21 protein-coding genes, 1 tRNA gene and 1 other RNA gene are annotated in these 21,769 nt (G+C 64.4%); 16 read left to right on the plus strand and 7 right to left on the minus strand.

Annotation, left to right across the window (positions count from 1 at the left end; all coding sequences use genetic code 11):
• Positions 1-7: 7 nt before the first annotated feature.
• The 4 genes from CLV47_RS12490 to aceE form a co-directional block, all read right to left on the minus strand.
• Positions 8-250 carry an acyl carrier protein gene (locus CLV47_RS12490; RefSeq protein ID WP_106349499.1) on the minus strand — a complete coding sequence of 81 codons (243 nt, stop codon included), beginning with the start codon at positions 248-250 and terminating at the stop codon, positions 8-10.
• Positions 251-323: 73 nt separating this feature from the next.
• A complete protein-coding gene (locus CLV47_RS12495) occupies positions 324-1,283 on the minus strand; it encodes a beta-ketoacyl-ACP synthase III (protein WP_106349385.1) in 960 nt (319 codons plus the stop codon).
• A gap of 7 nt (positions 1,284-1,290) precedes the next feature.
• On the minus strand, positions 1,291-2,208 hold the full coding sequence (locus CLV47_RS12500) for an ACP S-malonyltransferase (RefSeq protein ID WP_106349386.1): 918 nt from the start codon (positions 2,206-2,208) through the stop codon (positions 1,291-1,293).
• 51 nt (positions 2,209-2,259) lie between these two features.
• Positions 2,260-5,073, minus strand: a complete 2,814-nt coding sequence (aceE, locus tag CLV47_RS12505; RefSeq protein WP_474863389.1) for a pyruvate dehydrogenase (acetyl-transferring), homodimeric type — start codon at positions 5,071-5,073, stop codon at positions 2,260-2,262.
• A gap of 341 nt (positions 5,074-5,414) precedes the next feature.
• On the opposite strand from aceE, the gene CLV47_RS12510 reads away from it, so the two are divergent.
• The 3 genes from CLV47_RS12510 (at position 5,415) to CLV47_RS12520 (ending at position 6,659) form a co-directional block, all read left to right on the plus strand.
• On the plus strand, positions 5,415-5,873 hold the full coding sequence (locus CLV47_RS12510) for a hypothetical protein (RefSeq protein ID WP_146135377.1): 459 nt from the start codon (positions 5,415-5,417) through the stop codon (positions 5,871-5,873).
• 82 nt (positions 5,874-5,955) lie between these two features.
• A complete protein-coding gene (locus tag CLV47_RS12515) occupies positions 5,956-6,423 on the plus strand; it encodes a peroxiredoxin (RefSeq protein ID WP_106349388.1) in 468 nt (155 codons plus the stop codon).
• Between the two features lie 160 nt (positions 6,424-6,583).
• Positions 6,584-6,659, plus strand: a tRNA-Val gene (locus CLV47_RS12520).
• Positions 6,660-6,738: 79 nt separating this feature from the next.
• Here CLV47_RS12520 and CLV47_RS22060 read toward each other — a convergent pair.
• On the minus strand, positions 6,739-7,179 hold the full coding sequence (locus tag CLV47_RS22060; RefSeq protein WP_170111059.1) for a hypothetical protein: 441 nt from the start codon (positions 7,177-7,179) through the stop codon (positions 6,739-6,741).
• A 158-nt stretch (positions 7,180-7,337) separates the two neighbouring features.
• Here CLV47_RS22060 and CLV47_RS12535 point away from each other — a divergent pair, with 158 nt between their 5' ends.
• The 7 genes from CLV47_RS12535 to CLV47_RS12565 all read left to right on the plus strand — a co-directional run bounded on the left by CLV47_RS12535 (position 7,338) and on the right by CLV47_RS12565 (position 14,322).
• Positions 7,338-8,282: an ABC transporter ATP-binding protein gene (locus CLV47_RS12535; RefSeq protein ID WP_106349390.1), complete on the plus strand. Its 945-nt coding sequence runs from the start codon at positions 7,338-7,340 to the stop codon at positions 8,280-8,282.
• Positions 8,279-9,028 carry an ABC transporter permease gene (locus tag CLV47_RS12540; protein ID WP_106349391.1) on the plus strand — a complete coding sequence of 250 codons (750 nt, stop codon included), beginning with the start codon at positions 8,279-8,281 and terminating at the stop codon, positions 9,026-9,028. Before CLV47_RS12535 ends, CLV47_RS12540 begins: the two co-directional genes overlap by 4 nt.
• A 107-nt stretch (positions 9,029-9,135) precedes the next feature.
• Positions 9,136-10,257 carry a Nif3-like dinuclear metal center hexameric protein gene (locus tag CLV47_RS12545; protein WP_106349392.1) on the plus strand — a complete coding sequence of 374 codons (1,122 nt, stop codon included), beginning with the start codon at positions 9,136-9,138 and terminating at the stop codon, positions 10,255-10,257.
• A gap of 93 nt (positions 10,258-10,350) precedes the next feature.
• The gene (locus tag CLV47_RS12550) at positions 10,351-10,620 is read left to right on the plus strand and encodes a DUF3311 domain-containing protein (RefSeq protein ID WP_106349393.1); all 270 of its coding nucleotides are present in this window, start codon (positions 10,351-10,353) and stop codon (positions 10,618-10,620) included.
• A gap of 7 nt (positions 10,621-10,627) precedes the next feature.
• Complete coding sequence (gene mctP, locus CLV47_RS12555) at positions 10,628-12,295, plus strand: monocarboxylate uptake permease MctP (RefSeq protein ID WP_106349394.1); 1,668 nt, start codon at positions 10,628-10,630, stop codon at positions 12,293-12,295.
• A gap of 123 nt (positions 12,296-12,418) precedes the next feature.
• Complete coding sequence (locus tag CLV47_RS12560) at positions 12,419-13,159, plus strand: zinc ribbon domain-containing protein (RefSeq protein WP_170111060.1); 741 nt, start codon at positions 12,419-12,421, stop codon at positions 13,157-13,159.
• Entirely contained in the window at positions 13,156-14,322 is a 1,167-nt protein-coding gene (locus CLV47_RS12565; protein WP_202862555.1) for a bifunctional RNase H/acid phosphatase, read from the plus strand. Before CLV47_RS12560 ends, CLV47_RS12565 begins: the two co-directional genes overlap by 4 nt.
• On the opposite strand, the gene CLV47_RS12570 is transcribed toward CLV47_RS12565, so the two are convergent.
• Positions 14,300-15,076, minus strand: a complete 777-nt coding sequence (locus CLV47_RS12570; RefSeq protein ID WP_170111061.1) for a sulfite exporter TauE/SafE family protein — start codon at positions 15,074-15,076, stop codon at positions 14,300-14,302. The two genes, CLV47_RS12565 and CLV47_RS12570, sit on opposite strands and share 23 nt — an antisense overlap.
• A gap of 83 nt (positions 15,077-15,159) precedes the next feature.
• Here CLV47_RS12570 and rnpB point away from each other — a divergent pair.
• The 5 genes from rnpB (at position 15,160) to CLV47_RS12595 (ending at position 19,232) form a co-directional block, all read left to right on the plus strand.
• Positions 15,160-15,565, plus strand: an RNA gene (gene rnpB, locus CLV47_RS12575) — RNase P RNA component class A.
• A gap of 56 nt (positions 15,566-15,621) precedes the next feature.
• Positions 15,622-15,813, plus strand: coding sequence for a hypothetical protein (locus tag CLV47_RS12580; protein WP_106349396.1), 192 nt, complete (start codon positions 15,622-15,624; stop codon positions 15,811-15,813).
• Positions 15,814-17,208 carry an RNB domain-containing ribonuclease gene (locus CLV47_RS12585; RefSeq protein WP_106349397.1) on the plus strand — a complete coding sequence of 465 codons (1,395 nt, stop codon included), beginning with the start codon at positions 15,814-15,816 and terminating at the stop codon, positions 17,206-17,208.
• Positions 17,205-17,972, plus strand: a complete 768-nt coding sequence (locus tag CLV47_RS12590) for a helical backbone metal receptor (RefSeq protein ID WP_106349398.1) — start codon at positions 17,205-17,207, stop codon at positions 17,970-17,972. The genes CLV47_RS12585 and CLV47_RS12590 overlap by 4 nt, the downstream gene beginning before the upstream one ends.
• A gap of 138 nt (positions 17,973-18,110) precedes the next feature.
• Positions 18,111-19,232, plus strand: a complete 1,122-nt coding sequence (locus CLV47_RS12595) for a 5-methyltetrahydropteroyltriglutamate--homocysteine S-methyltransferase (protein ID WP_106349399.1) — start codon at positions 18,111-18,113, stop codon at positions 19,230-19,232.
• A 16-nt stretch (positions 19,233-19,248) separates the two neighbouring features.
• On the opposite strand, the gene CLV47_RS12600 is transcribed toward CLV47_RS12595, so the two are convergent.
• A complete protein-coding gene (locus tag CLV47_RS12600) occupies positions 19,249-20,352 on the minus strand; it encodes a fatty acid desaturase family protein (protein ID WP_106349400.1) in 1,104 nt (367 codons plus the stop codon).
• A gap of 175 nt (positions 20,353-20,527) precedes the next feature.
• Between CLV47_RS12600 and CLV47_RS12605 the strand changes: the two genes are divergently transcribed.
• A complete protein-coding gene (locus CLV47_RS12605; RefSeq protein ID WP_238145428.1) occupies positions 20,528-21,703 on the plus strand; it encodes a L,D-transpeptidase in 1,176 nt (391 codons plus the stop codon).
• Positions 21,704-21,769 lie beyond the last annotated feature (66 nt).

A 21,769-nucleotide genomic window follows, 5' to 3' on the forward strand; every position in this document is an offset into this window, starting at 1 on the left:
TGTGCGACTACTGGTGGTCTTCGATGAACTTCATTGCGTCGCCGACGGTCTTGATGTTGGCGAGCTCGTCGTCCGGAATGGCCACGCCCCACTTGTCTTCGACCGCGGTAGCGATTTCGACCATCGACAGGGAGTCGACGTCGAGATCGTCGGTGAACGACTTCTCGGGGGCGACGTCGGCGGGCAGAACGCCGGCGACCTCTTCGAGGATCTCGGCGAGTCCGTCCTGAATTTCCTGGGTGGTTGCCACGGTATTTCCTTTCATGTGTGGCCCGGCGGCGTCGGCCGCCAGGTTTATGTGCCTGCCACTGCAGCAGACGGATCTACGGCATTACAAAAAGCTGGCCAGCGAAGGCCAGCCCCGCACCAAAGCCAATCACAAGTACGAGGTCGCCTGCCTTAGCCTGGCCGGTGTCCGACAGTGACGCTAATGCTAGCGGGATCGAGGCTGCTGAGGTGTTTCCTGAACGGGCAATGTCGCGAGCAATTACCGCGTCGTCGCGGAATTTCAGTGACCGCAGCATCGCGTCGATGATGCGCATATTGGCTTGATGTGGAACAAAGACGTCGATGTCCTCGAGCGTCACACCGGACCGCTCACAGATGCGACGTACCTCGTCGCGTATGTCGGTGGTGGCCCAGCGGAACACCGCTGGGCCATCCATCGCCAGCATGCTGTTTCGGTCTGGGATGTAAAGCGCGTCGGCACGGTCACCGGAACTGCCCCAGACCGCGGGTCCGATGGTCTGGTCATCGCCGCGGGTGACCACGGCGGCGCCGGCGCCGTCGCCGAAGATGATGTACGTCGTACGGTCGCTCGGATCGACCCAGTCGGTGAACTTCTCGACGCCGATGACCAGCACGTTGCGGGCGTCGTTGACCTGGATTGCGCTGGAGGCTTGGGCAAGTCCGTAGCAGAACCCGGCGCATGCGGCATTGACGTCGTACGCCCCAGGGCTGTCGATGCCGAGGCGATGGGCAACCGGCGCGGCCGCGCCCGGGATCGGGGTTGGCAGCGTGCACGACGCGACGATGACCAGGTCGATGTCGGCGGCGGTCAGTCCAGATCTGGTCAGGGCATCCTGACCGGCCGCGACGGCCATGTCGACGACGGTCTCGTCGGGTCTGCTGAAGTAACGCGTCTCGATCCCGACGCGAGTACGAATCCATTCGTCGCTGGTCTCGACGACGGTAGCGAGCTCAGCGTTGGTGACGACCCGTTCGGGCCGGTAGGCGCCGAAGGACAGGATGCGCGCGTTGTGGCGTGGGGATGGGAATTGCACTTAAGACCTATTTCCCGTCATCGTTGATGAGAACCTTGGCCTTGTCCAGGTCCTCCGGAGACTTGATGGCGAGAGTCTTAACGCCCTTCATGCCGCGGCGCGCGAGGCCGGTGAGCGCGCCGGCCGGCGGCAGCTCGATCAGCGTCGTCACGCCGAGCGACAACATTGTCTCCATGCACAGGTCCCATCGCACAGGCGACACGATCTGGCTGACCAGCCTGTCGAGGTAGCGTTGGCCGTCGTCGACCTGCGCGCCATCGGCGTTGGACAGCAGCGGCAGGTTCGGCGATGCGGTGACGATGCCGTCGCGCATGGCGCCCATGACGTCCACGGCCGACTGCATGTATGGCGTGTGAAAGGCTCCGGCGACGGACAGCTGCACGACGCGAGCCTTCGTCGGCGGGTCCGCTACGAGCGTGCCGATCGCGCTCGCCAACCCCGCAGCGACGGTCTGCCCGCCGCCGTTGACGTTGGCCGGGGTGAGGCCCAGAGACTCGATCTTGGCGATGACTTCGTCGGGGTCCCCGCCAATCACGGCGGCCATCGACGTGTCGGCCTGTCCGCAGGCGGCTGCCATCGCGCTGCCGCGGACGGCGGCGAGCGCGACGGCGGTGTCCCGGCTAAGAGCTCCGGCTATCGATGCCGCCGCGAGCTCGCCGACACTGTGCCCGGCGACAACCGGGGTCGTACCGGCCGGCATCTCCAAGTGCTGGTAGGCGAGCAGTGCAAGGCTCACAACTAACGGCTGGGTTATCGCGGTGTCCTTGATCTCGTCGGCCTCGGCCGTCGTACCCAGTCGCAGCAGATCGAGCCCGGTCAACGTCGACATCCACCGCACGGTGGATTCGGCGCCTGGAAGGTCAAGCCAGGGGGTGAGCATTCCTGGAGTCTGAGAGCCCTGTCCGGGCGCAACTATCGCAATCACGTATCTACCTTGCTGGTTACCGGTCAGTACTGCCAGCGACCGCGCCGTAAATCACGTTGGTTGGCCTCCAGAAAGGTCCGGCGCGGCCTTCGTCGGATCGGTGACGTCGTACCGGTCGGCCACGTCAACGAGCTTGGACCGGTCGAACTTCCCTTGTGCGGCTAGGGAAGTAAGCGCGCGAAACGTGATCGACTCCGCGTCGACGTTGAAGAACCGTCGCAGCGCGGGCCGGGTGTCGGAGTGACCGAAACCATCGGTGCCCAATGACGTGAAGTCACCGGGGACCCACCGCGAGATCTGGTCCTGCACCGCGCGCATGTAGTCCGAGACCGCGATGAACGGGCCGGACGCGTCGCGCAGCTTCGAGGTGACGTAAGGCATCTTCGGCTTCTTATGCGGTTTGAGCAGGTTGCGCCGCTCGACGTCGATCGCGTCCCGGCGTAGCTCGTTCCAGGAGGTCACCGACCACACGTCCGCATCGACGTTCCAGTCCGCGCCCAACAGGTGCTGCGCCTTGAGCGCGGCCTGCATCGCGACCCCCGAGGCGAGGATCTGAACCCGCGGTCGACCGGGGTTTTGATGACCCGCGGAGTAGAGGTAGATGCCGCGCAGCACGCCTTCGACGTCGAGGTCCTCTGGCTCGGCCGGCTGCGGGTACGGCTCGTTGTACATCGTCAGGTAGTACATGACGTTTTGGTCCCGGCCGTCCTTCCCGTCGCCGGTCATCCGGGCCAGCCCGTCGCGGACGATGTGACCGAGCTCGAAGGCGAAGGCCGCGTCGTAGGCCACGACCGCGGGGTTCGTCGACGCGATCAGGTGCGAATGACCGTCCTCGTGTTGCAGGCCCTCGCCGTTGAGCGTCGTACGGCCGGCTGTCGCGCCTAGCAGGAACCCGCGGCTCATCTGGTCGGCGGCGGCCCACAGCCCGTCAGCGGTGCGCTGGAACCCGAACATCGAGTAGAAGATGTACATCGGGATCATGTGCATCTCGTGCGTGGCGTAGGAGCTGCCCACGGCAGTGAACGACGCGACCGAACCGGCCTCGCTGATCCCTTCGTGCAGGAGCTGACCGTCGGTCGCCTCCTTGTAGGCCAGGATCAGCTGGGAGTCGACCGACGTGTAGTTCTGTCCGTGCGGCGAGTAGATCTTCTCCTTCGGGAAGAACGCGTCCATGCCGAAGGTGCGTGCCTCGTCCGGAATGATGGGCACGATCCGACGGCCGATCTCCGGATCCTTGAACAGGTCCCGGACCAGCCGCACGAACGCCATCGTCGTCGCGACCGGTTGCTTGCCCGAGCCGCGCTTCATGACCTCGAACCGCTCCGCTGGAGGCTGCTTCAGCGGTTCGACGGTGAACTGCCGAGTGGGCGCGTCGCCCCCCAGCGCTCGCCGACGCTCGCGCATATATTCCAGCTCGGGTGAGTCTTCGGCCGGCTTGTAGTACGGCGGCAGCTTCTCATCGAGCTGGTCATCCGCGAGCGGGATGTGCATCCGGTCGCGGAACACCTTCAGGTCTTCCAATGACAGCTTCTTCATCTGGTGGGTGGCGTTGCGGCCCTCGAAGTTGGGGCCGAGCGTCCAGCCCTTGACCGTCTTGGCGAGGATCACGGTCGGCTGTCCGGTGTGCTCGACCGCGGCCTTGTACGCCGCATAGACCTTGCGGTAATCGTGGCCGCCGCGCTGCAGTCCCCAGATCTGCTCGTCGGTCATGTCGGCGACCATCGCCGCCGTACGCGGGTCGCGGCCGAAGAAGTGGTCCCGCACGAACTTGCCGTCGTTGGCCTTGTATGTCTGGTAGTCCCCATCCGGGGTGGTATTCATCAGGTTGAGCAGGGCACCCTCGTCGTCCTTGGCAAGTAGCGGATCCCAGTTGGTACCCCAGACCACCTTGATGACGTTCCAGCCGGCGCCGGTGAAGAACGACTCGAGTTCCTGGATGATCTTGCCGTTGCCGCGCACCGGACCGTCGAGGCGCTGCAGGTTGCAGTTGATGACGAAAGTCAGGTTGTCGAGACCTTCGCGGGCGGCGAGGCCGATCGCGCCGAGTGACTCGACCTCGTCCATTTCGCCGTCGCCGAGGAAGGCCCACACTCGCTGATCGGAGGTGTCCTTCAAGCCGCGGTTATGCAGGTAGCGGTTGAACCGGGCCTGGTAGATCGCGTTGAGCGGACCGAGGCCCATTGAGACGGTTGGGAATTCCCAGAAGTCCGGCATCAGCCGTGGGTGCGGGTACGCCGGGAGGCCGTCGCCGGGCCGGGAGAGCTCCTGGCGGAAGCCGTCCATCTGCTGCTCGGTGAGCCGGCCCTCGAGGAACGCCCGAGCGTAGATGCCCGGGGACGCGTGCCCCTGGATGTAGATCTGGTCGCCGCCGCCTTCGTGGTTGCGACCACGGAAGAAGTGGTTGAAGCCGACTTCGTACAGCGACGCCGACGAGGCGTAAGTAGAGATGTGGCCGCCGACACCGACACCAGGTCGCTGTGCGCGGTGCACCATGATCGCGGCGTTCCAGCGGATGTATTCGCGGTAGCGGTGCGCGATTTCCTGGTCGCCAGGAAACTGCGGCTCGCGGCTGGTCGGGATCGTGTTGATGTAGTCCGTGCTTCGCAGCGCGGGCAGGCCCACCGAGCGTTGCCGCGCGTGGTCGAGCATGCGCAGCATGAGGTGCCGTGCCCGCAACGGCCCGGCGTTGTCGATCAACGCATCGAGCGAGTCGATCCACTCGCCGGTTTCGTCCGGGTCGGTGTCGTGGATCTGGGCGACCATGCCGTCCATAATGACCGACTCGCGGTCGGACGGATGAGTGCCGATCACGACGGGATGATCAGAATCCGGGGTCTGGGCGGTGGCCGTTGGTTCGGTGGTCACGAGCAGATTCTCCTTAGTGTGGGGTGAATCAAGGGCGATCAGCCGTTGTAGTGATGATCAACAACAATCTATGCCGGACGTGAACAACTGGCACGAACAGGGCCGGGGTGTCCGATCACCGGCCGATCATTTGTCGCCGGGTGGTGAAGTTGCTGGTCGTTGGACTACTCTTATTAGCCACTGGTGACTGCTCCGTCATGGGGGCCGGGCGGTCAATACCAGCCGAAACGCGCACACCTAGACATCCTGCGCACCGCATCCGCTCACAAATGGATCTCAATATCGTGCCTGATATTCACCGCATCCCTGCGCTCCGGCGTGGGCAGCCGTGGTCATCTCGCATGCAAATTGCCACTGGGCTGATGATCGCGACCGTCGCCGTTGTCGGCGGCTGCACCTCGCCCGGATCTGCAGACCCCGGCGGCGCCCATGCGCCATCCCCAACGAGCGTGAGCGCCGACAATGGAGTGAAGCCCAACAGTGCCGACACGGTCCAGAAGCAGTGCTCATTGGCACTGACTTCGGCAGCGGACTTCATGCCGACGTGGAAGTCTCTCGCAAACCAAGGCACCAGTCCATCTCTCGAACAACGTCAGGCACTCGCAGCCGAGATTCAGATGAGTATCGACCAGCTTGCCGACCAGCTTGCGAAGATAACCGATTCGACGCTCGCGTCCGACATACAGGACCTGCAGGGAGAGATGGGAAATCTGGTCTCCGCCCTTAACGCCGGCACTGGGGTCGACCTCGCGGCGTACAACAAGGCCGTCGGCACGGCGAAGGAATTCTGCGACAAGTAGCGTATGAACGGGCAACCCAGATCGACCGTGGTGCCCAATCGATTTCGACCCACTCTTGATCACATCACGATGGAGGAGACCCATGGCGGAAATTCAGGTCGGCGCAGAGGCGCCGGACTTCACGACGAAGGATCAGAACAACCAGGAAGTGACGTTGTCGTCGTTCCGCGGCGACAAGAACGTGCTGCTGGTGTTCTACCCGTTCGCGTTTAGCGGCGTCTGCACCGGCGAGCTGTGTCAAGTGCGCGATGACCTCCCGTCGTTCCAGAGCGACGACGTACAGATCCTTGCGATGTCGATCGACCATCCGTTCGCGCTCAAGGCTTGGGCCACACAGGAGGGTTACGAGTTCCCCTTGCTGTCTGACTTCTGGCAGCACGGCGCGATCGCGCAGCAGTACGGCGTTTTCAACGACAAGGCCGGGTTCGCACTGCGCGGCACGTTCTTGATCGACAAGCAGGGCGTCGTACAGTACGCCGGCGTCAACGGCCCGGGCGACGCTCGCGACCAGGGCGAGTGGAAGGCCGCGATCGCGAAGGTCGCCGCGTAGGTAACTACGGTCCACTTGTGGCACCGACCGTGCACTTGTGTCACCGACCTCGGTGACACAAGTGCACGGTTCGTGACACAAGCCGGCGTGGCTCGGAGGTCGCGTCGTGCTCGTCGTACGCGGTCGCGTAGGGTGGGTCCGCTCCAAAACCCGCACCCGCGGGCGTATAGCTCAGTTGGTAGAGCGCTCGCCTTACAAGCGAGTGGTCACAGGTTCGAGTCCTGTTACGCCCACCATTTCCGATCAGGTTTCATCCGCATCCTGCTCGCGGCCGTCGATCGGCCCGGCTCACCTCGTCGATCTTGCGCTGCAGCACTACGCGCTCGGCGCCGTTCTGGCACGACTCTGCAGCCCGCACGTGCGCGGATCGCGACGGCAACCGCGCGATTGAGTTCGATGATCGGTGATGGCGCGAGCCGGCCGAGCGCTTCGTACAGGATGACGATCCGCTGCCAGTCGGCCACGGGGACCGACTTCGCGACTGCGTGACCCTCCGCGCTGGATGATCGCGTCCGTCGAGCGCATGATCAACATGTATTTGGCCATAATGGCCGAGTTGGGGAGCAGCGCGGGAAACTTGTCGAAGGTGGTGTCGATCCTGATTGTAGTCAGCACGGATCGATCATTGCTCGGATCGGTCGACACGACGTACGTCGCCGCCACGCCCTGGACCATTGCGGGGGGATTCCACGCCGCGATGAAGTCCGCGAGCGATACCGACGGCTTGAGCGTGCGAGCGTATACAGCGCGAATCATTCAGTGATCCTTTCCTCGTAACATGCGGGCCGTATTCAAGGGTAGGAGACCGTATGGGTGAGAGTGAAGGCACCGAGATTTGACAGGTTCGGCTGCTAGCGTCCAGTTGTGTGCGCCACATCCGGCGGCGTGCCTCCGCGTATGAAAGGTGGAGGTCGATGGGTGGTGAGTCTGCACTGCTCGTCGAGCACCTGACCAAGCGTTTCGGCGACCGCACGGCCGTCGATGACGTGTCGTTCGAGGTCGGCTACGGCGAGGTGTTCGGCTTCCTTGGGCCGAACGGTGCAGGAAAAACTACGACCGTGCGGACCTTAGGCACGCTACTCGTGCCGAGCTCGGGGTCGGCGACCATCGCTGGAATTGCATTGAGCGCGAAGAACAGCCCGGCAATCCGGTCCCGGATCTCGATCATGCCCGAGTCCCCTGGCCTCTACTCTCGACTCACGGTCATGGAGAACCTCGAGTGCTTCGCCGGGCTCTACGAACTCGACGATGTCCGTGGGCGCATCGACAGGGCACTGCGCGCGGTCAACCTCGGTAACCGCGCCGGCGATCAGTGCGGGTCGCTGTCCAAAGGGCTGCGCCAGCGTGTCGCGCTCGCGCGTGCGCTGCTCAACGACCCGGCGGTGTTGTTCCTCGATGAGCCGACCTCCGGCCTCGATCCGGTGGCCACCCGCGAGGTCTACGGGCTTGTCGACTCATTGCGAGAGCGCGGGGTCACGATCTTCCTCACCACGCATAGGCTGGCGGAGGCCGAACGGCTCTGCGACCGGGTCGCAATCCTGAGCACAACGTTGCGACTGATCGGCCGCCCAGAGGAGCTACGTCGGCGACTATTCACCCCGTCGCTGGAGGCGCGCCTCAGGGAACCCCTCGACGACCCGAAATCCGTCTTCGGCGAATTGCCCGAGGTCGAGGGATGGGAACATACGCCGTCCGGCTATACAATCACCGTCGCCGATCCTGGGGCCGCGGCACCTCTGGTCGCGCGAGCGCTGGTCGGCGCAGGCGCAGACATTCTCTCGCTCGCGGAGTCTCATCACTCGCTTGAGGACATCTACCTTGAGCTGATCGATGACGACGTGGAGGCGCGGTCCCAATGAATGCGGTCCCAATGAGGTTCAGCTGGGCACGGGTCGGCGCGCTCTTCCAGAAGGAGTTGCGGGACTTTCGCCGCAACCGTTTCGTGGTCCTTACGATGGCCTTCCTGCCGCTGCTGTTCATCATCTTGCCGCTGGTGCAGCTGCTCGTCGTGCCGGCATCTGCCGACAATCCCAAGCTGGACGCACAGGTCGGCCTCGCGCTGCTTTACATGCTTCTGATCCCCGCGTTCGTCCCGTCGACCCTTTCGGCGTACTCGGTGGTAGGAGAGCGCGAGCAAGGCACCCTCGAGCCCATCCTGATCACGCCGATCCGACGCGAGGAATTCCTGGTCGGCAAGGCGCTAGCGGTGCTTGTCCCGACGCTAGTGGTCGCCTACACCATTTTCGGGATCTTCCTAGCGGTGGTAGCGGTGTTCGCCCACCCGGCCAATGCGTCCGCCGTATTCGCCGGCTCGCACGTCCTGGTGCAGTTGGTGTTCACCCCATTGCTCGCCGGCTGGTCGATCTGGGCCGGGATCGCGATCTCCACTCGCTCCACCGACATTCGAGCCGCCCAGCAGCTGAGCGTGCTCGTCAGCCTGCCTCCGCTCGCAGTCGTTGCTCTGGTGCAGTTCGGCGTGATCGCCCCGTCGCTCCTCCTCGCGCTCGGCCTTGCCGTGCTGCTGCTGGCTATCGATCTGGTCGCGTGGCGTTTGGTGGCCGCCCTGTTCGACCGTGAACGACTCCTGACCGGCAGGCACGGTTGAGAACGACAGTCGTAACCGGAAGACCGGGCCAGGTTTATCGAGCGGGATCCACCGACTAACCGACAAAGCCGGCGAGACGTTGGCCGCGGACTCAGTAACCTAACGCTATGGCTGATTCAACCGTCGGTGAGATCGTCGACTTCTTCGAGCAGTGTTACCCGCCCGAGCTGGCCGAGTCGTGGGACGCGGTCGGCCTGGCTTGCGGTGACCGTACCGCGCCGGTGGGGAGGGTGCTCTTCGCGCTCGACCCGACCGACGCGATCGTCGACGAGGCGATTGAGTACGGCGCGGACCTCATCGTGACCCATCACCCGCTGATGCTGCGCGGCGTGCACGCTGTCGCCGCCGACACGCCGAAGGGCAGGATCGTGCACCGGCTGATCAAGGCGGACTGTGCGTTATTCAGCGCGCACACGAACGCCGACCGCGCCCGCGAAGGCGTCAATGACGCGCTCGCCGGCGCACTGGGTCTGCGCGACACGCGTCCACTCGTGCCCGCCGAAGGCGCGCGGTTGGAAAAACTCGTCACCTTCGTGCCGCGCGCGGTTGCGGACAGCGTGATTGACGCGCTTGCGTCGGCCGGCGCTGGCGCGCTCGGCGACTACTCCCGCTGTGCGTTCATCTCGACCGGCGTCGGCACGTTTTTGCCTGGGGCACAGGCACACCCGGCAATTGGGGAGCGGGGTCGCGTCGAGACGGTCGACGAGACGCGGGTGGAGATGGTCTATCGATCCGGGATTCGCGCGGACGTCGTCGCGGCGTTGCGTACGGCGCACCCGTACGAGGAACCGGCGTTTGATCTGCTTGCGATGGTGCCGCTGCCCGACGACCGTGGTCTTGGGCGGGTCGGCGCCCTGGACCAGCCGATGACTCTCGCGGAGTTTGCCCGGCGCGTCGCTGGGGCGCTGCCGCGTAGTAAGGCCGGGATCCGCACTGCAGGCGATCTCAATACGACGATCCGCACGGTCGCCGTACTCGGCGGCGCGGGGGACTCGCACCTCGACGACGCGCGACGCGCAGGAGCCGACGTGTTCGTTACCGCTGACTTGCGCCACCACGTCGTCAGTGAGCATCTCGCCGCGGGTGGTCCCGCGCTGATCGATGGCGGCCACTGGTCCACCGAATGGCCCTGGCTGCCGGTCGCGGAAAGGCTGCTCGCGCAGGTCTTCCCGCAACTGGCGACGCAGGTGTCAACTCTCTGCACCGACCCGTGGGCCGCGTGCGACTGACCGTACGTCGGTACGGCGTGGCGCTTGCCTCCGACCTGTGACCTGCGGCATACTTTCGCGCGGCGGGGAAACGGGCCGAACCTCGGAGTCACCATGTCACAGCCGGACGAAGGCATTCACTCGAACTCGAATCGTCGTACCGACCTCGATCCGCCGGACGCAGACCGTTGGCGGCCACCTCGTCTGAGCCGTTGGTACCTACTGCTGATCCCCGTTGTGATCCTGCCGCTGTGCAGCTTCTGGTGGAACTCGAACTCTCCCACGTTGTTCGGGATGCCGTTCTTCTACTGGATGCAGCTGCTGTGGGTGATCGTGACCGCGCTCGTCGTTGGACTGGTCTACTTAAAGACCAAGGAGCAGTGATCCGGTCATGGGTACTCGGCACATCACCGAACTGATCATCTGCACCGTGCTGTTCCTCATTGTCGCGGTCATGGGTTTCATGGCTTCGCGTTGGAAGCGCGGCGACACCATGCACAGCCTCGACCAGTGGGGCCTCGGCGGACGGCAGTTCGGCACGTGGGTGACATGGTTCCTGGTAGGCGGCGACCTCTACACGGCGTACACCTTCGTCGCCGTGCCCGCGCTGATGTTCGGCGCCGGGGCAATGGGCTTCTTCGCGATGCCCTACGCAACGATCGCTTATCCGATGGTCTTCCTCGTGTTGATCCGACTCTGGTCGGTATCGCACGTCAACGGTTTCGTCACGACCGCCGACTTCGTTAAGGCGCGTTTCGACTCCAAAACGCTCGCGCTGCTGATCGCACTTACCGGGATCGTGGCGACCATGCCATACATCGCGCTGCAGTTGGTCGGCGTGCAGGCGATTCTTTCCACCATGGGCATCAAGGGAAGTCTGCCGCTGATCATTGCGTTTGTCGTCCTCGCGCTTTACACCTATAACTCGGGTTTACGCGCTCCAGCGCTGATCGCATTCGTCAAAGACATCCTGATCTACATCGTCATTATCGCTGCTGTCATCTACATCCCGATGCAGATCAAGGGCGGCTGGGGTGGCATCTTCGCCGCGGCCGACGATAAGTTCAGCGCCGGCGGCGGCCCCGGCGTACTGCTCGCTGGGCCCCAGCATCTCCAATACATCTCGCTGGCGTTTGGTTCCGCCCTTGCGTTGATGCTTTACCCGCATGCCGCGACTGCGATCCTCGCGGCGAAGAACCGCAATACGATCAAACGGAACATGGCGTTACTACCGGCGTACTCACTCATGCTGGGTTTCCTTTCGCTGTTGGGTTTTATGGCAATCGCGTCCGGCGCCCAGCCGATCGGCGCCAATCCGGCCAAGGGCATCGCGGGTGACGGCAACACCATCGTGCCGGTGCTGTTCGACATGCACTTCAGCAGCTGGTTCGCCGGCGTGGCGTTCGCCGCCATCGCGGTCGGGGCACTCGTGCCTGCCGCGGTCATGTCGATCGCTGCGTCGAACACATTCACCCGCAACATCTACAAGGCCTACTTCAAACCGAACTGCAGCGCGAGAGAAGAGACCCTCGTCGCGAAGATCGTCTCTCTGGTGGTGAAGTTCGGTGCCGTGGGGTTCATCGTCTTCCTCAACCCGTCGTATGCGATCGACTTGCAGCTCGTCGGTGGAGTCATCATTCTCACCACGTTGCCCGCCGTCGGCCTTGGCCTGCTGACCAACTGGTTCCACCGCGGCGCGCTGATCACCGGCTGGGTGATCAGCATGGCGATGAGCGTCTACATGCTCTGGGATATCCCAAAGCTCAACCCGAAGACTGGTGCCGTCATCAAGGCACATTTCGGCGGATCGGGCTGGCCGCTGGCGAAGTGGGGTTTCAACACCACGGCGACGATCTACGTCGGCATCGTGACGCTGGCCGTGGGGATTGTTGTCGCGGTCGTCATGACCTTGATCCTGCGTGCGCTGAAGATCCCAGCAGGCAACGACTCCACGAAGCCATGGGACTACTACGTTCGAAACGACGACGAGGCAGCGAAAGTCGCCACGGGCGAGGGTGTGCCAGCGGCGCCGGTGAGTACGCCGTCCAGCTCGACGTAGTCTGACCGCCGACGTTCCTCGCGTATGTCCCGCTACGGATCGTCGGACTTTCGCGACGGATCGTCGGACTTTCGCGACGGATGGGTGGACATACGTGACGGACGGGCGACGTATGGTGACACCGTGCGTATAGACCCTGCAATCCAACTCCAGTTACTCGATCTCTCCGCGGTCGACCTCAAGCTTCAACAGCTGACTCATCGGCGCGCGAATCTGCCTGAGATCAGTAGGATCCAGCAGGCGCAAGAAGAGCTGAGTACAACACAGAGCAGACTGATGGACCTGCAGACCGCCCACAACGACCTCGGTCGCGAGATGGGTCGGCTCGAGTCCGACACCGAGGCGGTGCGCTCGCGGCAGCAGCGCAACTCCGAGCGGATGACCTCCGGCAGCATCAAAGCGTCAAAGGACCTGGAGGCGATCGAGCATGAGATCGCGACGTTGAAACGCCGCCAAGGTGAGCTGGAGGACCAGGAGCTCGAGCTCATGGAGCGCGCCGAGCAGATTGACGCGGACCTGGCCACAGTCACCGAACAGCGCGCCGGCATCGAGCAGCAGCGGGACGACGCGCTGGCAGCACGCGATGCCGAATGGGTGCAGATTGACCAGCAGGTCGCGGATGTGAAGGCGGACCGGACCGGGCTTGTCGGGCGGCTACCGGCGGAGCTGGTCGGCCTCTACGAGCGCATCGCGGCTACCGGTACGACGGGCGCAGCGGCGATGACACAGCGTCGGTGCGGCGGCTGCCGGCTGGAGTTCGACGGGTCCACGCTCGCCGCGCTGCGCAAGGCCGATCCCGAGGAAGTCGTACGCTGCGACAGTTGCGGGACGATTCAGATCCGCACCGAGGAATCCGGTCTGTGAGTACGCCGATCCGCTACATCGCAGAAGCTGACGGCGGGTCGCGGGGCAATCCCGGTCCTGCCGGGTACGGCGCCGTCGTGCGCGATGCCGCCGACGACCTGGTGCTCGCCGAACGGGCCGACGGCATCGGGCACGGGACCAACAATGTTGCCGAATACCGCGGCTTGATAGCGGCCCTCGAGGCCGCCCTCGAGCTCGGCATCACCGAGCTCGACATGCGGATGGACTCCAAGCTGGTCGTCGAGCAGGTAAGCGGCCGGTGGAAGGTCAAGCACGCCAACCTGCAGCCACTGGCGACACGGGCTCGGGCGCTCGCGGACAAGTTCGATCAGATCACGTTCACGTGGATCCCGCGTGCGCAGAACTCGCATGCCGACAGGCTCGCCAACGAGGCAATGGACGCTGCTGCCAAAGGGAAGTCGTGGAGTGAGGCGGAGTCAATGGGTGGAGTTGACAGGCCAGCGGCCGGCGCACAGCCGGAAGCGCCGGTCGGCGACGCGTTGCCGCGCGAGTCACTCGTCACCGGCCATCCGACGACCGAGCCGACGACGACCCTCATCCTGTTGCGCCACGGTGAGACCGAGCAGTCCCTGGAACGCCGTTTCAGCGGCCGCTCGGACCTGCCTCTTACCGATAAGGGCAAGGCGCAGGCGCAGGCGGCCGGTGCACGTATTGCGGCAGCGGGGGACATCGCGGTTGTCGTCAGCTCGCCGTTGCTGCGCACCAAGCAGACCGCGCACGCGGTTGCCAAGCAACTCGGTCTCGACGTACACGTCGACAAGGACCTCCGCGAGATCGACTTCGGCGACTGGGAGGGTATGACCTTCGGCGAGGCGAAACGTGCCGGCGGTACGGCGTTCGGCGAGTGGGCCGGCTCCGACGATATCGCCCCGCCGGGCGGGGAGAGCATGGCACAGTGCCGCGAGCGCGTCGAGCGGGCTCGGCGGCGACTGACCGACAAGTACGCCGGCCAGAGAGTGCTCGTCGTGACGCATATGACCCCGATCAAGGCGCTGCTGGGTGATGCCCTCGACAGCGCAGCGGCGGTACGCCGGATCAATCTCGACCTGTGCTCGCTGTCGCGGGTCGACTACATCGCAGGCGAGCGTCCACGGTCAGTGGTCAAGCTCGTCAACGAGATCAGCTACCTCGGATCGCTCTGACGACCAGGTACGCCGCGACCGCGAAGCTCAGTACGACGACCACCCACCGAAGGATGTCTTCGCGGATCTTCCGGGCAAACCGGGCCCCTACGACGCCGCCGATGAGCGCCATCGGTGCGACGATCGCGACGGCGATCCACTGCACAGGTCCAAAGATCGCGAATGCGACGACCGTGACCGACGAGACGACCAACGAGATCGAGCTCTTCAGTGCGTTATTACGTCGAAGCGTGTCGGGGACCGTCAGCGCCAGCAGCGCCAAGATGATGACACCGAGCGCACCACCGAAGTAGCCGCCGTATATGGCTCCCAAAAAGATCCAGAAGATCATCGCGACCGGATGCTTCTGCTCTCCGGCGGCGGTTTCCTGCCTCGCCGCCGCCCACTTCTTCAGGCGGGGTTGAAAAGCCAGGAGTACGCCGGCGGCGATCACCAGCGCCGGGACGATCGCGTCGAAAGCCGAACCCGGCAGGGTCAGCAGCAGGACACATCCGATCGCGGAGCCCACGATCGCGGCTCCCGCGACTTGACGAGTGCGGTGCTTCTGGTCCTTGAGGTCCGGCCAGAAGCCGATGACGCCTCCGAAGTATCCGGGCCACTGACTGACGGAGTTGGTGACGTTGGCGACGAGTGGCGACATGCCGGTGCCGAGCATTGCTGGAAACACGACCAGTGAGCCGCCGCCGGCGATGGAGTTGATTGCGCCGCCGAGGAAGCCAGCCACGATCAGCAGGAGAATTTCGGGGAGAGACATTGCTGGATATCGTAGACACCCGTCATGTTCGCCCAACCGAGTCATCGGGAATTGCCCATGCCATAGGATGTCGATGCGGCGGACGAGCCGAGCGGGCGGTCGCGGGTTGTGTACATACACGACGCGAGGAACGTCCGGACTCCACAGAGCAGGGTGGTTGTTAACGGCAACCCAGGGTGACCTGCGGGAAAGTGCCACAGAAAACAGACCGCCCCCGGCTTCGGCCGGTGGTAAGGGTGAAACGGTGGTGTAAGAGACCACCAGCGGCGAGGGTGACTTCATCGGCTTGGTAAACCCCACCCGGAGCAAGATCGAAAGGCGGCGTGTCTTCGGATATGCTGCTGTGCAGGCGATTGAGGGCTGCTCGCCCGAGTCTGCGGGTAGATCGCTAGAGGCTGTCGGCAACGGCAGGCGTAGATGGATGGCCGCCCATCGGGACCGCCGCAAGGCACCCGGGGACAGAATCCGGCGTAAAGCTCGACTCGTCCGTCGCCCTTCTGGATTAGGGTGATTATTCCGGTAGTCACTAACCCAAGGAGGCACTCATGTCCGACGCGCAAGACGATGGTCAGTTTTGGTTAAGGGTCAGTGACAACAAGGTCGTGCGCGCCAGCGAGGCTCGCGCCGACGAACGTATCGGTCCGTACGCCACCGAAGAAGAGGCCAAACATGGCCTAGAAGCTCTGCATGAGCGTGAACGTCGTAAGCAGGCCGAAGACGACAGTTGGAACGGCTAGGTGACTCCCGTACGCCGACGGGTTCCCGGCGTCGCGTTCGAGAAGATCCGGGCGGAGCTCGACGTACCGGCCGAGTTCAGTGCCGAGGTGCTCGCCGAGGCTGAGAAGGCGGCGCGGTCGCCACGGCTGCCCGACGCCGACGACACCGACATTCCGTTTGTGACGCTCGATCCGGCCGGTAGTACCGACCTCGACCAAGCGCTGCACATCGCTCGCGCCGGTGCCGGTTACCTCGTCAACTACGCGATAGCGGACGTCGGTGCGTTCGTGAAGCCCGGTGGCGCGCTGGATGCCGAGTGTTGGAAGCGCGGTACGACGCTCTACTCACCGGACCTGCGCACACCTCTGCATCCGCAGGTGCTCTCGGAGGGCGCGGCGAGCCTCTTACCGGATCAGGTCCGCCCGGCCCTTCTGTGGCAGATCACGCTTGACGCGGGCGGTGAGGTCCTCGAACACACGCTGCGCCGGACCAGGGTCAAGAGCGTTGCGAAGCTCAACTACGTCGACGTACAGGCCGATTTCGACGATGGCAAGGCGCACGAGTCGCTTGCGTTGCTCAAAGACGTCGGCGAACTGCGGTTGGCCCTCGCTATTCGGCGCAACTCGATCAACCTCGACCTGCCCGAGCAGGAGGTCGAACCCGGACCGGACGGCGCCTGGACTCTGGCCTACCGCGACCAGACACCGTGCGAGAAGTGGAATGCCGAGATCTCGCTGCTCACCGGCATGGTTGCGGCGAAGATGATGGTCGATGGCGCGATTGGGATCTTGCGCACGCTGCCTGCGGCGCCGCCCGAAGCGGTAGAGGACCTGAAGAAGACGGCGGCCTCGCTGGGCGTCGAGTGGCCGAAGGGCGCGTCGCCGTCCACGGTGATGGCCGCCCTGGACCGTACCTCCGACGTCAATGTCGCGTTCCTCGAACAGGCCGCACATCTGTTGCGCGGCGCCGGCTACACCGACTTCGTCGGCACCGTGCCCGAACACGCCGGCATCGCGTCGATCTACGCGCATGTCACGGCGCCGTTGAGGCGGCTGGTCGACCGTTACGGCAACGAGGTGTGCTTGAGCCTCGCCGCAGGCGTCGACGTACCGCAGTGGGTGCGTGAGGCGCTGCCTAAGCTACCCGAGGCGATGGCATCGGCCGCAGGGCGCGAGTCGCGGCTGGAGCGGGCGGTCATCGACACCGTCGAGGCGATGTTGCTCAAGGATCGAGTCGGGGAGTCGTTCGAGGCCGTCGTCGTCGGGCCGGGCAAGGACACCGTCACGATTGTGCTCGACGATCCGGCGGTGCGTGCCAAGGCATCAGGCGGCCAGCCCAAGATCGGCGACCGGGTCAAGGCCGTGCTCACCAAGGCCGACCCGGACGAACATCTCGTCGAGTTCGAGCTGCGGTGAACGACGACCTCCGCACGCCGTTCGTCCAGCGCGGTCCGGTTCGGCGCGTCGTCAGTCTCGTGCCGTCGCTGACCGAGACGATCGCGTACGCGGCGCCAGAGGTGCTGGTCGGAGGTACGGCGTACTGCACCCACCCGGCCAGCCTCGACGTGACGCGGGTGGGTGGCACGAAGTGGCCCGATCTCGATGCGGTGGTCGGGCTGCGGCCCGACGTCGTCGTGGCCAACGCCGAGGAGAACCGGGCCGAGGATATCGCCGCGCTGCGGGCTGCCGGGCTGGCGGTCTACGTCACGGCACCGGCAACGCTCGACGAGGCGTTCACGTCGTTGGAGCGGATGCTCGCCGCGCTGCAGCTACCGGCGGCGCCGTGGATCGGCGCCGCCCGCGAGGAGTGGAGTACGCCGGACCCACAGCTGGCCGGGCAGCGAGTCGCGGTGTTCATCTGGCGACGACCGTGGATGGTCGTCGGACGGGACACCTTCAGCGGCGACATTCTACGCAGGCTGGGCCTGGTCAACGTGTACGCCGACAACACCGACCGCTACCCGAAGCTGACACCCGAGGAGGCCGGTTCGCTGGACGTCGACCTCGTCGTACTGCCCGATGAGCCGTACGAGTTCAACGCGACCGACGGCCCGGAGATGTTCGGTGCAACACCCTGTGCGCTGGTGTCCGGGCGACATCTGACCTGGTACGGACCGTCCCTGGTCGAGGCCAAGGCGGTGCTGTCTGCGGCATTGCGCTCACCGATTATGAGCATCTAGCGCGGATCGCGCCGCCGGAGCGGGTGAGCGGTGTCCTTGTCATGCCCACCTCCTGCTTGTCACGCCACAAGAGGCGTGACAAGGTGAAGTTTCGGTCGACAAGGGACACCGCAAGAGTCCCGTAGCTGAGGAGATCCGATGTCGCGTCGTACCCACCCACCGTTCCGCGCCGACCACGTCGGCAGCCTGCTGCGTCCGCAGTCGCTGCACGATGCGCGCGCGAAGAGGCAGGCCGGTGAGATCGGCGCCGACGAGCTGAAAGCCGTCGAAGACGCGGCCATCCGCGACGTGGTCAAGATGCAGGAAAGTGTCGGCCTGCAGACCGCGACGGACGGCGAGTTCCGGCGGACGGCGTGGCACATGGACTTCATCTACCAGCTTGGCGGGATCGGCTCCACCGACGACAAGATCAACGTGCATTTCCACAACGCGGACGGCGACCTCGACTTCTCGTCCGCGGCGCTGAGCGTGCATGACCGGGTCACACTCGAGGACACGATCTTCGCGGACGCGTTCACATTCCTCAAAGACGCCGCGACATCCGCGCAGACGCCGAAGCTGACCATCCCGTCGCCGAGCATGGTGCACTATCGCGGCGGGCGGGCATCGATCGACACCACGGTCTACCCCGACATCGAAGCGTTCTATACGGACCTGTCCGCGGCGTACGCCGAGGAGGTACGCCGGCTCGCAGACCTCGGCTGCACCTATCTGCAGCTGGACGACACGAGTCTTGCCTATCTCAACGATCCTGCCCAGCGCGCCGAGATGGCCGAAAAGGGTGGCGACGGCGAGCACCAGCACGAGACTTATATCCGCAATATCAACGCCGCGCTCGCGGGCCGGCCCGACGGCCTGACCGTGACGACGCACATGTGCCGCGGCAACTTCCGCTCGTCCTGGGCCGCGTCGGGCGGCTACGACTTCGTCGCCGAGGCGCTGTTCTCGGAGCTGGCGGTCGACGGATTCTTCCTGGAGTACGACGACGAGCGTTCCGGCGGATTCGAGCCGCTTCGGTTCGTGCCGAGCGACAAATTCGTCGTGCTGGGTCTGGTGACGACCAAGAGCGGCGTACTCGAAGACAAAGACCAGCTCAAGAGGCGCATCGACGAAGCGGCCAAGGTTATCCCGATCGAGCAACTATGCCTGTCACCGCAGTGCGGGTTCTCCTCGACGGTCGAGGGCAACACGCTGACCTACGACGAAGAGGTGGCCAAGCTCGAGCTGATCGTGCAGACGGCGCAGGAGGTCTGGGGCTAACGCGGGTACCGCTGGCTCAGACGCGGTATTCCTGCACCAGCGGGCACTGGAACGGGTCGCGTGAGCCGATGCCGACCTGGTTGAGATAGCGCACGACGATGCCGTACGACTCGATCAGAGACTTCTCGGTGTAGTGCACGTTGTGTTTCGCACAGTGCGCCTTGACCAGCGGCGCCACTTTGCGCAGGTTAGGCCGCGCCATGCTGGGGAACAGGTGGTGCTCGATCTGGTAGTTCAGGCCGCCCATCGCCCAGCTGATGAACGCGCCGCCGGTGACGTTGCGTGACATGAGCACCTGCCGGCGTAGGAAGTCCACCCGCGCGGTCTTGGGGACGAGGGGCATGCCCTTGTGGTTTGTGGCGAACGTACCGCCGAGGAGGATCCCGAACAGCGCCAGCTGGACAAGGATGAACGCGATCGCTAGCCCGACCGGCATGAGCACCAGCGGGAGCGCGATCCCCACGGTCACGCGCAGTATGACGCAGCCAAGCTCGACCCAGCGTCCTTTCTGGCCGCGTGCGGTGAGCAACATCCGGATGCTCGCGACGTGCAGCGCGGCTCCTTCGAAGGCGAGCAGCGGGAAGAACAACCAGCCCTGGCGACGGGTGTAGGCGCCGTACAGGCCGGTACGCGCGGCCGCGGCCTCCGGGGTGAACGCAATCGCGTTGGACTTGATGTCCGGATCTTTACCGATCTGGTTGGGCGCGTTGTGGTGTTTGTTGTGCTTGCCCATCCACCAGCTGTAGGACAGCCCGGCGAACCCACAGGAGATGACTTGGGCGATCCGCTTGTTCCACTGCGCCGAGCGGAACATCTGCTGGTGCGCCGCATCATGCCCGAGGTAGCCGAACTGGGTGGTGACCACGGCAAGTGCCGCGGCCAGCGCAAGCTGCCACCACGAGTCTTCGAGCAGCGCCACCGCGACCCAGATCGCGGCGAACGCCGCAATGGTCAGTCCGATCCGGCTCCAGTAGAAGCCGTGGCAGCGGCCGAGAAGGCCCGCTTTTTTCACCTCGCGGGAGAGCTCGGTATATGTGCTGACGTACTGACCGCGTGGTCGTTCATCCACAGCTGGTGCTTCAGGAGAGGAAGCGGGAAGTACGTCGGCGACATTGGACATGTGCGTCCTTACGTGAAAGCGATATGCGGTCGTGCCAAGTGCAGTGGCGCGAGCGCACAGGCATCATCAGGCTACGCGATCGTCCCACGCATCGCAGGCCTTCGTCACAGGAACGAGCCGAATGGCGGTCAGCGATGTTAATGTCTGTTCGATGAGCGTAAAGCCTCCACTCCGAATGATAGGCGTATTTGCGGCTCTGATCGCGCTGGTTCTTACGGCAGCCTGCACGGCGGCACCCACGAAGACCTCAAACGCTGGCCAGAGCGCGCCCGCCACCTCTACGGCACCCGAGCCCAAAGCCGCGACCGTCAGCATGAGTCCGGCGCCCGGAACAACCGAGGTCAACCCACTGTCGCCGATCACGCTGACGGCGTCGTACGGCGTCCTCAGTGACGTCTCGGTCACCAATCCGGACGGTGCGCCCGTGCAAGGTGCGATGTCCGCGGACTCGGCGACGTGGACGTCGGCCGAACCGCTCGGCTACGCCAAGGCCTACACCGCCACCGCGACGACGACCAGCTTCGACGGCGTGATCACCCCGTTTAACGCTACGTTTGACACGCTCAAGCCGGCCAACAAGACGAAGGCGTCCCTCACGCCAAGCAAGTCCGGTGGCACGTACGGCGTCGGCATGCCGATCATCGCCCGGTTCGACGAGCCGATCGCCGACAAGGCGACGGCGATGCAGCAGATGGTCGTCACCACCGATCCACCCGTCGATGGGGCGTGGTACTGGTTCAGCAACTACGAGGCGCACTGGCGGCCTAAGGACTTCTGGGCACCGGGCACGAGCGTCGCGGTCGACATCAACGTGTACGGCGTGCAGGTCAGCGAAGGGTTGTGGGGACAGGAAGACACGCATACCGACTTCACCATCGGCGATGCGATGGTCTCCGAGATCGATAACAGCAACTTGCAGATGAGGGTCTACAAGAACGGCGAGCTCATCAAGACAATGCCTGCGTCCATGGGCAAGGCGAAGTACCCGACTCAAAGTGGGGTTCACGTCGTACAAGAGAAGTACGAGATGAAGACGATGGACTCCTCGACGTGGGGCCTGCCGGTCGACGACCCCGAAGGTTATGTCACCGACGTGCCGTGGGCGACCCGGATCTCTGGATCGGGCGAGTTTGTGCACTCGGCGCCGTGGTCGGTCTCTGATCAGGGCGTGCGCAACGCCTCCCACGGCTGCATCAACCTCAGCATGGCCAATGGCAAGTGGTTTTATGACAATTCCAACTTTGGCGACATCGTCACCATCACAGGTACGCCGGTCAAGCTCCAGCACGGCGACGCCTACATGGACTGGAACATACCGTGGGAAACGTGGGTCCAGGGTGGCAAAAACTAGTCGTCTGACCCGGTAACCCATCCGAAACAATCAACAGGCACACTCGTGTCGTACGCCCCGTTTGCC

The organism is Antricoccus suffuscus, from assembly GCF_003003235.1.
Lineage (GTDB): Bacteria > Actinomycetota > Actinomycetes > Mycobacteriales > Antricoccaceae > Antricoccus > Antricoccus suffuscus.